This window comes from Candidatus Krumholzibacteriota bacterium, from assembly GCA_016932415.1.
In the GTDB taxonomy this organism is placed as follows: Bacteria; Krumholzibacteriota; Krumholzibacteriia; order Krumholzibacteriales; family Krumholzibacteriaceae; genus Krumholzibacterium.
In genome coordinates, this window is record JAFGCX010000020.1 from 319,801 (window position 1) to 333,287 (window position 13,487).

Here is a 13,487-nt window from a genome sequence, read left to right on the forward strand (position 1 = left end):
AAACAAAAGATCCTGTAATTAATTATCACTTTCTGAATCTCACTCTATATTCATATTCCTTGTATTTTGGATCAATCCTTACAGCCTCGTAATATTCCCGCATTGCTTCTCTATATAGTTTCATTTCCTGATATTGCAATGCTAAAGTATAATGCGCGATGTCGAGACGCGGATTAATTTGTACGGCTTTTTTTATATCGCCTATGCCTTCTTCGACAGACCCCATACACAACCTCACTACACCAAGATTATAGTAAGCCATAAAGTAAGAAGTATCATATTCAATAGCTTTACAGAGTTCGGTTTGTGCCAATTCGTAATATTTTTTTCTTCCGTACAACGATCCAAGGTTATAGTGAAGAAGGGCGTATTTATCCGACAAATATCTTGGTTTGATTTGATTGTTCTCATTTATATCCATATTATCCGACCTGTCAAATTCGAGCGCAATTCTTTCACTCACAGCATCACAAATAGTTAACGCAGCTTTATACTCATCTAGCGCCTTATCGAACAGACCCTGGCTTTCGCACGCGTATCCCAGATTGACGTGAGCATCAACCGATTCCGGATAAAGGAATACTGTTTTTGACCATAAAGTGTAATTCGACTTCCAATCCTTGTTACGTTGAATTATCAGGATCGAATAAAATACAAACAACGCCAGCAACAGTGAGTAAAATACATTTTTAACGATAATGCTATTTTTTGATTTAATTGCTTGAACATATATCCGATCAATCAATAAAGCCGATACAAGACAGGTCCCGTATGAGGGTGCGAACAAGTATCTATCAGCCATATAATGAGGCACAATATGGAAAATGTGCAAAAATGGTAAAAGACCGATTAAAAACCAGTACAATCCGAAGGATATATCTTTAAAATACCTGAATCCGATAATTAATAACCCAATAAATATCGCGCATACAATAATGGATCTTATCACTTTGTATGTTTCAATTGATGTTATATCCGGGTAAGGATAGATCGCTGAAAGATTAATTGGCACCGTATAAAGAGACATGTACCTCGTCATTGTGATGAAAGGAATACTTGATTTTCCAAATTGATGCTTTCCGGTAGCTATTGTTTCAATATTCATTTTATTGGTTACTTCACCAATATATCTTGGAAGCCTGTAAGTGGATGATATCTCCATCCCAAAAAGAAATATCGCGATAACCAGTAGATAGAGAGCATAGAACTTTATCATTTTTCTTATATGATGTTTTATGCTGCCCTGTAAGGTAAAGTAGAAATCATATCCAATAATCAAAAACGGGAGCACAATGCCAACCGCTTCCTTTGTCATCAATGAAATGGCAAAAAACACGAGCGACAACAAAAGACCTGCATTCGAGCGATTTCCCTTTATATATAATATGAATGAAGACAGTAAAAATACAGTCGCAAGGAGGTCTGCTCTATTCGACGCATTGTTTACGACTTCTGTATGTACGGGTTGCAGAATAAACAGTAACGCAGCGAGAAATGCCACTGATGATCTGCTAGTGACCAACATTGAAGTCTTGTAACATAATAGAACGCACACGATAAAGAGCAGTACATTCGTCAAATGATATCCGAATGGATTGAGTTTCCAAATGCTGTAATCAATACCGAATGTGATTATGCTTATGGGACGAAAGCCTGGCATGTTAGAAAACAGCATCCTCCAGTTTCTGATATTTTCATTATTTATGATAGATTTGAGGTCATCATACGTAAAACCATTTTTCAGGCTGTTCGAATATACCGCGAGTGAAACTGCCGCGAGGCCACATATTAACCATATATTATTTTTTTTCATCGGCGTATTTTCGAAACTACACTCCAGAATTCGACTATTACAACCTGCTGTCAGCTATTATATCAATTCTCTGGAACATTGCCGTTTTCGACAAATTCAGGTTTCTGACCTATCCGGTGCCTGAGGTACTCCGAAGCTATGGAATCATCATATTTTCCTTAAACCAGGAAATCGTCAATCGCAGACCTTCCTCCAGTCCGACCTTCGGTTTCCACCCCAGGTATTTTTCCGCTATAGAAATATCCGGGCAACGTTTATCAGGATCATCTTCGAATCTTTCCATAAATTCTATTGCAGCATCACTATCGCATAGTTTTTTAATTATATTCGCGAGCTCAAGAATCCGTATTTCCTGGCTATTGCCAATATTGACAGGTTTATTATAATCACTTTCCATGAGTTTGTACAAACCCCTCACGGTATCGGAAACATAACAAAACGATCTTGTTTGCATTCCTTTGCCATGCACGGTGATGGACTCATTATTCAGGGAATTGATGATAAGATTGGGAATGACCCGGCCATCATTGAAAGCCATATTAGGTCCGTATGTATTGAATAATCTGGCTATCCTTGTGTCAGCGACTGCGCTTCTGGAGTAAATGGTCATTAACGTCTCGCCGAATCTCTTTGATTCTGAATAGCAGCTTCTCATTCCAACAGGTGATACTGCACCAATATAACTTTCATTCTGCGGATGCATCTCAGGATTCCCGTAAATCTCCGAGGTCGATGCGAACAGAATCCTTGCATTTTTTTCTTTGGCAAGTTCCAGCATCTTCAAAGTGCCAATTGAATTGGCCATTGCTGTTTCCAATGGAGCCTCATAATAATGCCTTGGACTCGCTCTTGAGGCAAGATGATATATCTGATCAATATGCTCATCTATTGAGAGCGTTTGACAAATATCATGTTCGATGAATCGCAGATTTAACTGCTCAAGCAGGAGAGTTTTATTTTCAGGGTGACCCGTACTGAGGTTATCGATCCCTATAATCGAATTACCTTTTGAAAGAAGTAACGCGCACAGATGACAACCAATATGCCCGCAACATCCGGAAACGAGAATATTCATAAGACCCCCCGATACTCTATAATGCAATTGTAGTACTTATAATCACATAAGTCAACCCGTCCCTGTTTATTAATTCACCTTTTCAATCCCCGGTACGGACGAAGATCATTCAAATCGTATTCTACTGTCGGAGATTTAGTGGGGAAAAACCATCCTCTTCAATTATGAAATGTTATACGGCACTTTCCTCCATGGCCCGATTTGTCGAATTAAGGAGGTCTCCTACCGTCCGGCGGCAATTAGGTATGTCTGTTGCTACCGGTCCCAAGAATCCAGAACAATCTTCTATTATCGCCGGGATGGATTTTTTTACAATGGCAGGGAGAATCAAGGGTTACTTCCTATAACCTGCATTTTTAGGAAAATTGAAGGGATTTGAAAAATCTGTTGACACTGTATCGTGGTTAAGAACAAGTACTAGTATCTTAAGTGTCTTTTGAGTAAAAACCATCGATATCGAGTCCTTCGAGGACGAGACGATTATACTCCATCACGATGCTGATGTCCATTGACATGAGCAATCGCACCTACTACAATAGATTCAGGAGAGCCAAAAGGCCGGATTAAAGATCTGGGATATTATCCCGAACATATCTTTTGGCCCAGGCTCTCCATTTCATTTACACCTCCCTTTGAGAGTACTCGATAAGCTCTTTCCAGCAACCTTGCCGCCGTTGCGCAGATGGCCACGTTTTAGTGTTTTCCGCGTTCTCTCATGCCGTGATAATAAGCTTTCAGTTCAGGGTCGTACTGCAAAAGGTTGGAAATGAGCCTAAAGTAGAAACCTGTGAGTAACAAGAAATATTTCCATTCATGAGAGCGCCGAAGAACAGATACCAGCCATCCGGCGTCACAGAGACCGCCAGCGCAGCAGCACCATCTTCCTCGTCAGTCGGGCCAGCTAACACCGTCATCCGGCCAGACCATATCAACGCGGTAGAATCGGGGCATACCTAGCCTCTTCCACAGTCGCCGCTTGTACCAGTTGTAGATCCTGCGCGAAAGGATCGGAAGGTTTCTGAGACGTTTCTTCCTCGAGATGATCCGTCGTTTTTCTTCCTCGCTCAGGGATTTTTGCACGATCACCTGCCGCTCGCGGATCATCTGTGCCTTGTGGACCGGCAGCAGGGCGATGTCGATCTTCTCGTTCAACGCGGCGCCCTGGAAGACAGCAAAATCCGACGTCTCGCGGTTGATCGACATCGGCTTGAAATCCCGCTCGAGAGCATCTTTCAACTCATGGAACCTCTGCGGATTTTCGGCCGGCAGAACAAAATCGAAATCGACACTGCCAGGAACATTGAGGCCGGTCACCAGGGACCCCGTAAGAAAGAGATCTCCACTGTACTTGTCACGGAGGAATCGCTCCAGTTCACGAGCCCTGTCCATTATGCGAGGATCGATTGTCATCACGACTGAAGTCTACAATACTCCGGGTTCGGAGGAAAGACAAAAGGCCCGGATCGTTTATCACTGGAAAACAGAACGGCATTGGGCTATCCTCCCCTTCATGCCTGTAGTCCTGCATACGGAATCGCTGCGGCTCGGTCCGGGAGGACAGACGATACGGCTCGCCCAGGAAGCGCGCCGGCTGAACTCCATTAACGGCTGGTCCTGCCATGTAGCGGGCCGGTCGCCAGGCCCTCTCGATGCCGACCTCCTGGGAGAGGACTGGTATCACCCCTTCCGTTTCAATCGCTCCAAGTTTCACCCGGGATCGCTTCTACGGGCAATTCGCCTGCTGAAACAGATCCGTCCCGATATCATCCATACCCATTCGAGCTACGACGCGTGGGTGTTCGGGGTGGCCGGCCGCATCCTTGGCCTTCCTATCGTGCGTGGCCGTCATTCGAGCTGGCCGCTCAAAAAACCTGCCATAAGAAATTTCGCCTATACGCAACTCGCGGACGCATTCACAGTGTCGGGCGCGACCATCGGCCGGATACTTACATCGAGCGGAATAATCCGGGAAGATAAGGTTTTTGATACAGCGGGGGGATTCGACCAGGACAGGTTCGACCCGGACAGGGTCGACAGGGAACTTCTGCATCGTGAACTGGGATTGGCGACGGGAGCACGGATCATCGGGGCGGTATGCATGGTCCGTCCCACGAAAGGAATAGATATACTGGTCGATGCTTTTTCCCGCCTTCCGGACGATTCTGCCGGTGCCGGGCTGCATCTCGTCATAGCTGGTACCGTCTCGGACGAGGACCGGGCGTCTCTGACTTCCGCCTCTCCGGGCAGGATCCACTTTCTTGGCTACCGTGATGACATCGAGGATATTATCGGGAGCATGGACCTGCTCATCGTGCCATCGCGCAAAGCCGACGGAGTACCGCAGGTCATCCCCCAGGCGATGGCGCTCCGCGTTCCCGTGATAGGAGCCAGGGCCGCAGGCATCCCCGATGTCATTACAGACGGGGAGACGGGATTCCTCGTCCCTCCGGAGGATCCGGTAGCCCTTACGGCCAGGATCGTTTCCGTGTTATCGATGACCCCGGCCGATATGGCGGCTCTTCTCGAGCGGGCCCGCTGCCGCTCACTGGAACGCCATACCTTCGATAGCATAGTGGAGACATATCTCAGCGCTTATAACTATCTGCTGGGCTGATATCGGGTCTCTTATTGACACGGGAAGCTTTCTGGATTAGACTGTACTTTTTTAATTCTATTACCTGTTTATGGGGGGGCGAGACAGCCGGGTTTGAAATTCAGAGATCAGTATCATCTTGTGCGCACTCCGTATGATTATTATGCGATGACTCTGCGAAGGCGCAGACCGGTCGTGGCTCCAACCGGAACCATGGTAAGGCTGTACGCGATCCGGCTGGCCGAACTCGCCGGGCTGTTGCCGCGGGACCGCATCGACTGGCAGCTCGACGGCGGCATGGCCGTTGCGGCGCACACCGGTGGTTTTAGGCGCCAGCACGGCGATGTGGATGTCGGGATCTTCATTGATGATCTGAAAGCCTTTGAGCGCAGGCTCATAGAATGCGGCTTCGCACTTTTCTCCAGGAATCCTTTTCACGGATTGGAATACACGCCGGTCGATATCGTGCACCGCACCAGCGCGAACGAGGTCCTGTCCAGTGAGAGGGTCAAGAGGCTGACAGCGATCAAAGTCAACCGTAAGGGGAGGCCGGTCTGGGAACCGGAGCATCTGACGCGATTCGATGTACATCTGCATGAGCGCGCCAGAGACGCTGTGCTCCTGACGCGCAATCATCTCCCGTTTCCGGGGGACCTCTTTTTCGGCTCCAGGCAGGAACTGATAATCAACGGGTGCAGCCTGCCGGTTGCCAGCCTGCCCTTTCTTTATTTCTTCAAGCTTCGCTCCGGCACGCATCGTCCGAAGCACCGGTTCGACTTGAGGATCATGGATACTAAGGAATTGGTATCGGTGCCTGAAAAGGAACGATTAAGAACCCTGCTCGAAACCGATCGGGCCTTGCGCGTCGCCCGCGGCCAGCCGGGCTACAAACCACTGAAACATATCTGGAGCATGATGATACAGAAAGGCGGTCCGGCACCAGAAGAGTTATGATCGATTCATCGAAAATACGGGGTTTCGTTGTGAACAGGAATACGGCTTACGCTGCCCGTATCCTTGCCATAATGCTGCTCGTTTTCTGCGCCTCCTCCATGATCCGGCCCCTGCTCGACCTGCACATGAAACTCGTCGGCATCAACAACGGATATATCGGCAAGGTCGCCATGATGTGGGAAGCCGGCGCTCTTGTCGCAGCAATGGCCCTGCTCCCTCTGCTCAGGAGGATCAGTTCCCGCAGGCTGCTCATAATATCTCTATTCGTATTCTTCTCCCTTGTCATTACCTCCCCGTTTATCCATAAGACATCAGTCGCTGTCGTGGCTCGCTTCCTGATGGGCTGCATGACGATGCTTATTCATCTGACTTGTATCGCGGGAATACTCAGGATAAACGGCAACCGCAATCACGCGACCGTTCTGGCTGTCATCACCGCTTCGGCCAGTGGAACGAAAGCGCTCGGAACATCGGCACTGGGATTCATAGGTATCGAGGGCAACCTTTCCTTTTTCATTGTAGCTGCCATTCTCGGATTGGCAATACCACTGGCTTGTTCGGGTAATATCCCCAGCACCGGGACCGGTCAACATGATAATACCGGAATGTTCACGTCCCGTGTCTTCCCGCTGGCAGCCGCGTGGCTATTGATACTTGTATTCTGTGTCGGGGCGTGCCGCAATGCTCTCGTGACTTTTCTTCCCATACACGCGATCGAGATAGGATTGCGGCCGGAGACCGGTGCGATGCTGCTTTCTTCTTCATTCCTGGGAGCCCTCCTTCTTGCTATTCCCCTCGGGAAGATCGGTGACACATTCGGACACCGGAGCACTCTCGCCATAACCGCCACCTCGGTAGTAGGAGCATCGATCGTCCTGCTCCGGACCCAGAACCTGATCGGGCTTCTGGTCGCCTCTTCTTTCCTTCTGGGAGGAGGACTGATGGCCATTCGCGACCTCGGTATGGCATTCTGGACCTCCAGGCGCGAGGATAATACCGGCGTTCTGGCATGGTGCTCACTGGCTGGAGGAGTCGGATCGGGCCTCGGAATCTTCGGGACCGGGATGCTGATGGATTCCTTCGGGCCGTCAGCGCTTGGATGGGTTGTTTTCGCGACAGGCATGGTGATTCTTTTCATCGCGATGCGGACCAATAGTCGAAACACTATGGACAGTGGACAGGTAAATCCGGTAGAAATGACTGAAAAGAGGGAGTTTGTCTCATGATCAGCCTGAAACGGCTATCGACCATTACATTGCGGATCCTTCTTGTCTGTATCCTGGTGGTGCTGGTCGTCCGGATGGTCTCCCTCGTTTCGTCCCGCTTGAAACTGAGGCCTTCATACAAAGACGTCAAAGAAATACTGCTGGTCGATTCTCCCTCCGGCGGAAAGCCTGACATCAGTCTCCTGTCGATCCATCCCGCCACCAGCGATCTCTGCTTCCCATATCTCGATGATGTTGTACGGTCCTTAAACATCCGCTTAAACGACATTCTGACAGTAAGCCGGGCGAGGGGCCATGATTTCCGATATGTTTTCCAGGGTGGGTACGGTTCGGGTTTTCTGCGCCTGAATACTGTAGGGAACGACCTCGATTACAGCCTGAAGATCCATCTCGGCGAACTCGATGTCACTGGAAGGGACTCTGAAGCGGCGGCCGATGCCCTATTGAAAAGGATCGAAGAATTTCTCAATTCCTATCTCGACGTAATGATCCATGACCGCGGCCCCGAACTTGTCCCGACCTGGTTCTCGTATATGAGAAAGGGAAGACTCAGGTCGAGAAAGTTTCATCGGAAGCATCTCGCCGAATCCTTCAAAAGCCTGTGGAAGGATCGGGTCCATTACATGATGTTCGAGAGCAGGTCCGGAACGATCGTTCCGTCAAGCGTACCCGCAGGCACACTGACGCTGTGGACACACCTGATGCCAAGTTCACACTCCAACCAGATCAGATATACAGAGGATATGTTTCCCGGGATCCGTGAAATCAGCGTGGGCCTTTCCTTCTACGTCGATCTTGCCGATAAAGGGAGATCTTCCGGGTGGCGTTCCAGGCGTGAAGTCCCGGTGATGTGTCTGCACCCCTATTCGGGCCGCATGATAGGGCTGGACCGATACTTTATTTTTATTGCGCCGGGAGGTGAACGGTCCCGTGAGTATGTCGAGACGCAGGTCCGCAAGGACCCCGAACTGTTCACCTCCTACAGGATAAGCGTGGGCGGCGACCTTGTAGAACAGGTCGAGGTGCAGCTCGCCATGGGACTGCCGCTTAAGGCTCTAAAGCGTCTTCACCAGGCGTTAGATTACCTGAAGCCGATCTTCGACGACTCCTTCGTCGCGGAGATCGAGGAGTTTCTAGAGCGCAGGATGAACGATCCCGATGTCCTTCTCAGCGAAGAGACGCGGGTACTGGCCTCTCAGGCGGCGGCTGTCCTCTCAAACAGGACATCGATGGATGTCTACCTTGCCTCGGGCGATCTTGCTCTCGTAATGGAGAGGATATCCGAAAATCTGGCGAAGCTCGACGCCCGGTCCAGCGCCCTGCCATCTGTCGGCTCTTCAGGCAACAGGTTCGCCCTCATGGGCAAAAAGCTGAAATATGGATGGCTGTACGGTAATAACCCGCGCCGCAGCATCAGGGATATACTTATGGAAATAGTAGACGAGACAGAAGCGCGGACAATCGCCTGCCTCGCCGATGCTGAAGAGGAGACGAGGAGCTGGCGTCGAAGGATAGTAAGCGAGCTCGGCGCGTGTGGAGTGCGGCCGGTACCGGTCTATGGCCTTTCGAGCGACGGAATCCTTGGCGTACTGGCAGAAGATATCGAAGGCATAGCGACGATCGACGACCTTAACCGCCTCGCCTCCGCGGACGATGATTGTTTCTGGCGATACAGGCTGATCGAGCGGGGCGAGATCCCTCCCGACAAGGATGGCAGCACTTCATACTCTCCATCACTTCAGTGGCTTCGCCCCTCTCCCTCGGAGATCGAGGAAGCGAGGTACAGAGAAGTACGCGCCGCTCTCACTGCCGACCTTCACTGGTTCGAGCAAGGAGGGGTGAGTGAAGCGGCTAACCAGTAGTCTTGCTGCATTGGCGGGGGGCGTTCTGCTGACGATAACAGGGGCGCTCAGCGCCTGGATCGTAAACACCATCCATTACAGCCGGTACCAGATCTTCGCGGCGGATTTCCGCTGCATACTTGCCGGTGAACCTTACAGCCCCGCTTTCGCTAACCGTCGCCTCGGGCCATGGACCTTCACGATGCTGGACAGGATCTTCGGATCCTCTGAGGTTACATTAAGCCTGATCGTATACGCGGCCTGCGTGGCGCTCCCATGGCTGGGATATCTGCTCGGCCGGCGGCTTGGATGGTCGATAAAGCAGAGCCTCGGCGCGGCCGTCGTCCTCTGCGTCAGTTTCGTTCTACTGCAGGACGATTACTGGCTTATGATATGGGATCTGTACGACGTACTTTTCTTCACCTGGTTCGCTTACGCTATCTTCCGCCGGTTGTCGATCAGTCAAATGGTTCCGGTCTTTCTTATAATGATATTCAACAGGGAGACGGCGCTGTTTGTCCCTCTCTGGTTCTTGATCCGGGGGTTTCTTGACAGAGACAGGAGGACCATGTTGACTGCAGGCCTGATGGGAATCGCCGGGGTAATCGTGACCCTCGCCTGGCGACTGCCGTACATGGGCCGAACCGGGCTTCCTCATGTCGGGGGCAATCACTTCCGCCCGACTGCCAACTGGCGCATACTACTGGGCGGAAACAATGAAGCGTGGCTCGCGCTTGCCCTGTCGATAACCGTAATCATCCTCACATGGCGTACGATCAGAGTGACTGTGCGTGGTCGCGAGAACGAGTTCCGCGGAGTCATCGAGGCAATGAGTGTAACCGCCGCGCTGGCACTGGTGATACCTGTAGTCGGATATATCGGCGAGCTGCGCCTCTATCTGCCTGTCGCCCCGCTTATAATCTTCTCTTTTGTATCTTTGAGGAAGGGACAGTCCTTGATTACATAACCTGTCCCTTCTATTTATTCAATCCGACTTACAGCGCTTGCACTTACTCTGATTCAAACATTATATAAATCAGATGCTATTTCTAATTCTACGCGCCTTTATCTCGGCGTTGAGGTCCAATCTTATCGCAATCGCTGCAACAAATGGTTATAGGATCGCGAACGCTCCCGTTGTCATGAACAGCAGCGATATATAGATCCTTGCGGCCTAAATCAACACCAACATGCCACATCATGCTCCTTCTTCTCTAAGGGAATCAAATGAGTTCTAAACTCATTTTAATCCACTGAGTGGAAGTTCACATGTGGCGGTTATAGTATCAGGTCAGCCCCGGCAGTCTTGCAACACGTTTGCGTTCCATGTTATAATTTGTTATACTTGAACAAGGTGATTAGATAAAATCTTTTTAACATCCAAATCCCCACCTGTCTGCCGTACGAGGTTTGACCATAGGCAGCCCAGCCATGGTGCTGTGCTTTCGAGGTCACCGACTGAAAGGAGAAGGTTGTGGTATTCCAGTTTTCACTCCCTAAATCCCTGCTAGTATTCCTGACTGTCACCATAGGGGTGCTGTGCATTGCGCAGTCGTCAGCGCGAGAGCATGTGACACCGTTCCAGGAAAATAGCGGAGGTCATCAGAACATCGTCCCTACGCTTGACGGAAACAAGGAGCGCGATCCCTTACGCATTGTAGTACTGGACGGAAGTGGAGTACACGATGTTGGTCAGCTGCACATGCACACCGGAAACTGGGGCGCCTTCGGTTCATATCCGCGTTATGACACGCCGATAAGCCTCTACCCTTCGGCGGAATGGCCGGCGGGAAGCGGGGTCGAGCACCTCAACATCGCCGGGCTCTGGGTCGGGGGTTTCAAGGATACAGGCGAAACCTGGCCAACATACCTCGTGTCGACCAGCGCCTTCGAGAATGAATTTCGTCCGACCTCTGATCCCATCGACCGCATCTACGAAACGTTCGAGGGAACGGTGGGGGGAAATAGACTCCCCTGGCCAGGCGCCGACGACGACTGCGATGGAATGATAGACGAGGATCCGCTTGACGGACACGACAACGATGGCGACGGGATGATAGACGAGGACTTCGCTGCGATCTCGCAGCAGATGTTCAGCTCCTGGTACACAGACGACCAGCCGGATGCTGCGACCGAATATCCGGAACACCAACCTATGGGTTTGAAGGTAAGGCAGGAGAGCTACCAGTGGACCGATCCTCGTTTCGACGATTTCGTCGGAGCCTCTTTCACGATCACGAATACAGGCCTGGATAATCTTAAAGGGATTTATACGGGGTTCCTGCTCGACTTTGATTCAGGGTCCGCAGAGGACGAAACCCCGTGGGAAGACCTGTTCGCATACTGGGAAGGAACAAAAGAAACCGAGCTTGGCCCGGCTTCGATCCAGATGGTTTATCTTTGCAACAAAAAAAACGGGGAGATTGTGAGCTATATGGCAATAATGCTCCTCGGACACACTATAAGCGCCGATGGTATAACGGCTCCCTCGACCGTCAAAATCACATCTTTCCATGAGTTCAGTGGAGATAAACCGTTCGAGAATGGCGGGGATCCGAATAACGATTTTCAGCGGTATGAGCTCATGTCCAGTTCTTCCATAACCAGCAGTTCAGGGACGCCCAGCGACGTTCGTGGGCTGATCAACACGGGAGATTTCGAGCTGGGCATCGGCGAATCGATTGAATATGATATTGGATTCGTCTGTGGAGCCACATTCGACGAACTCCTCGACAACGCGGCCAGGTGTCAGAGGTTCTACGACGGCCTCTGGTTCGATATCGACCACGATCCGACGACGGGCGAAAGCGGACGAGAGACGCAGGTGCACTGGATCCTCGAACGACCCATGATAATGGCTAACCTCGACATTAAACCTGGATCCTGCCCGAACCCGTTCAACATGAAAGTCTTTGATTTTCTCACCAGCGGGAATCCTCATAAGGGAGGAGTGCTCCCGGTGGCGATCATCGGAAACGAGAATTTCAACGTACGCGACATCGACCTCGAAACAGTCACTCTGGAAGAGGTCAAGCCCCTGAAACAGGGATGCGCTTACGAGGATGTATCGGCGCCTCTTGATATGGGATCTGAATGCGGTTGTGCCGTAACCGGTCCCGATGGGTATGATGACCTCGTCTTAAAGTTCAGCAAGCAGAAGATAGCGGAAGCGATGCTTTGTTCAGGCCTGCCTGAGGCTGGCCAGAACGCGGTACTAGTCATGAAGGGTAACTTGTATGACGGCACACCGTTCGAGGCGACAGACTGTATACTTTTTGTCGGGCCGACCCCCGGGATCGATCCTGGCAGCCATAACTTGCTTACGGTGACAAAGACCTGTCTGTACGGGGCGAGCCCCAATCCGTTCAACCCATCGACGACGCTCAGGTACGAGATCGCCTTGCCCGGTCGCGTGACCCTTATTGTTTACGATATCAGCGGCCGACTAGTTCGATCTCTCGTCGATCGCGAGATGGGCGCGGGGCATTACGAAGCTATATGGGATGGCAGAAGCGAAAGCGGCTCGAAAGTGGCGAGCGGCATTTACTTTTATAAACTGTCGGCACCAGGATTCATGGAGACGAAAAAACTCGTTCTTCTTAAATAATCGTAGCTTTTCTGTTATCGGCTGCAAAACCGGCCACCAGGTGTTCAGGAACCTGGTGGCCGGTTTTTAACAGCTTACAATCCCCTGAATGTATGATATTTTAATTTACAGTGTGGAGCCAGATATCTGACGCGCCGTTCGATCCGGGATCATCTCAACAGCACCATTTTTTTCGTCTGTTCGAAATCACCGGCGATGAGGCCGCATAAATCCCTGGGATATCTGACGCCTGAAGAGTATGCTGAGAAGCATAAAAGTGAGGAATTTTTAACTCATGGTCTGGCTGGAAGGAGAGAAACGCTGGAGAAAGATAAACAGTTATAAACTGCTCAGCAAAATCGTTGAAGGCGTGAATTTCAAGGATGGATTAGAAGCTAA

9 protein-coding genes are annotated in these 13,487 nt (G+C 50.4%); 6 read left to right on the forward strand and 3 right to left on the reverse strand.

From position 1 onward, the window contains the following. Window positions 1-25 precede the first annotated feature (25 nt). From JW814_08570 to JW814_08580, 3 genes are all read right to left on the reverse strand, one after another. The gene (locus tag JW814_08570; protein ID MBN2071496.1) at window positions 26-1,813 is read right to left on the reverse strand and encodes a glycosyltransferase family 39 protein; all 1,788 of its coding nucleotides are present in this window, start codon (window positions 1,811-1,813) and stop codon (window positions 26-28) included. Between the two features lie 136 nt (window positions 1,814-1,949). Further along, complete coding sequence (locus JW814_08575; protein MBN2071497.1) at window positions 1,950-2,888, reverse strand: GDP-mannose 4,6-dehydratase; 939 nt, start codon at window positions 2,886-2,888, stop codon at window positions 1,950-1,952. Between the two features lie 888 nt (window positions 2,889-3,776). Next, window positions 3,777-4,277 (reverse strand): nucleotidyltransferase domain-containing protein, encoded by a 501-nt coding sequence (locus JW814_08580; GenBank protein MBN2071498.1) that lies wholly within the window; start codon window positions 4,275-4,277, stop codon window positions 3,777-3,779. Between the two features lies 1 nt (window position 4,278). Here JW814_08580 and JW814_08585 point away from each other — a divergent pair, with 1 nt between their 5' ends. The 6 genes from JW814_08585 (at window position 4,279) to JW814_08610 (ending at window position 13,109) form a co-directional block, all read left to right on the forward strand. After that, entirely contained in the window at window positions 4,279-5,502 is a 1,224-nt protein-coding gene (locus JW814_08585) for a glycosyltransferase (protein ID MBN2071499.1), read from the forward strand. Between the two features lie 192 nt (window positions 5,503-5,694). Next, complete coding sequence (locus JW814_08590) at window positions 5,695-6,435, forward strand: hypothetical protein (protein MBN2071500.1); 741 nt, start codon at window positions 5,695-5,697, stop codon at window positions 6,433-6,435. Between the two features lie 29 nt (window positions 6,436-6,464). Next, entirely contained in the window at window positions 6,465-7,661 is a 1,197-nt protein-coding gene (locus JW814_08595; GenBank protein ID MBN2071501.1) for an MFS transporter, read from the forward strand. Then, window positions 7,658-9,523, forward strand: coding sequence for a hypothetical protein (locus tag JW814_08600; GenBank protein MBN2071502.1), 1,866 nt, complete (start codon window positions 7,658-7,660; stop codon window positions 9,521-9,523). The genes JW814_08595 and JW814_08600 overlap by 4 nt, the downstream gene beginning before the upstream one ends. After that, a complete protein-coding gene (locus tag JW814_08605; protein ID MBN2071503.1) occupies window positions 9,504-10,469 on the forward strand; it encodes a hypothetical protein in 966 nt (321 codons plus the stop codon). Before JW814_08600 ends, JW814_08605 begins: the two co-directional genes overlap by 20 nt. A gap of 507 nt (window positions 10,470-10,976) precedes the next feature. Next, the gene (locus JW814_08610) at window positions 10,977-13,109 is read left to right on the forward strand and encodes a T9SS type A sorting domain-containing protein (GenBank protein MBN2071504.1); all 2,133 of its coding nucleotides are present in this window, start codon (window positions 10,977-10,979) and stop codon (window positions 13,107-13,109) included. Window positions 13,110-13,487 lie beyond the last annotated feature (378 nt).

What these genes read in the sequence shown, in the direction of transcription:
- JW814_08570 (MBN2071496.1), bottom strand. Translation starts at nt 1,813, where the DNA reads ATGAAAAAAAATAATATATGGTTAATATGTGGCCTCGCGGCAGTTTCA.
- JW814_08575 (MBN2071497.1), bottom strand. Translation starts at nt 2,888, where the DNA reads ATGAATATTCTCGTTTCCGGATGTTGCGGGCATATTGGTTGTCATCTG.
- JW814_08580 (MBN2071498.1), bottom strand. Translation starts at nt 4,277, where the DNA reads ATGGACAGGGCTCGTGAACTGGAGCGATTCCTCCGTGACAAGTACAGT.
- JW814_08585 (MBN2071499.1), top strand. Translation starts at nt 4,279, where the DNA reads ATGCGAGGATCGATTGTCATCACGACTGAAGTCTACAATACTCCGGGT.
- JW814_08590 (MBN2071500.1), top strand. Translation starts at nt 5,695, where the DNA reads ATGGTAAGGCTGTACGCGATCCGGCTGGCCGAACTCGCCGGGCTGTTG.
- JW814_08600 (MBN2071502.1), top strand. Translation starts at nt 7,658, where the DNA reads ATGATCAGCCTGAAACGGCTATCGACCATTACATTGCGGATCCTTCTT.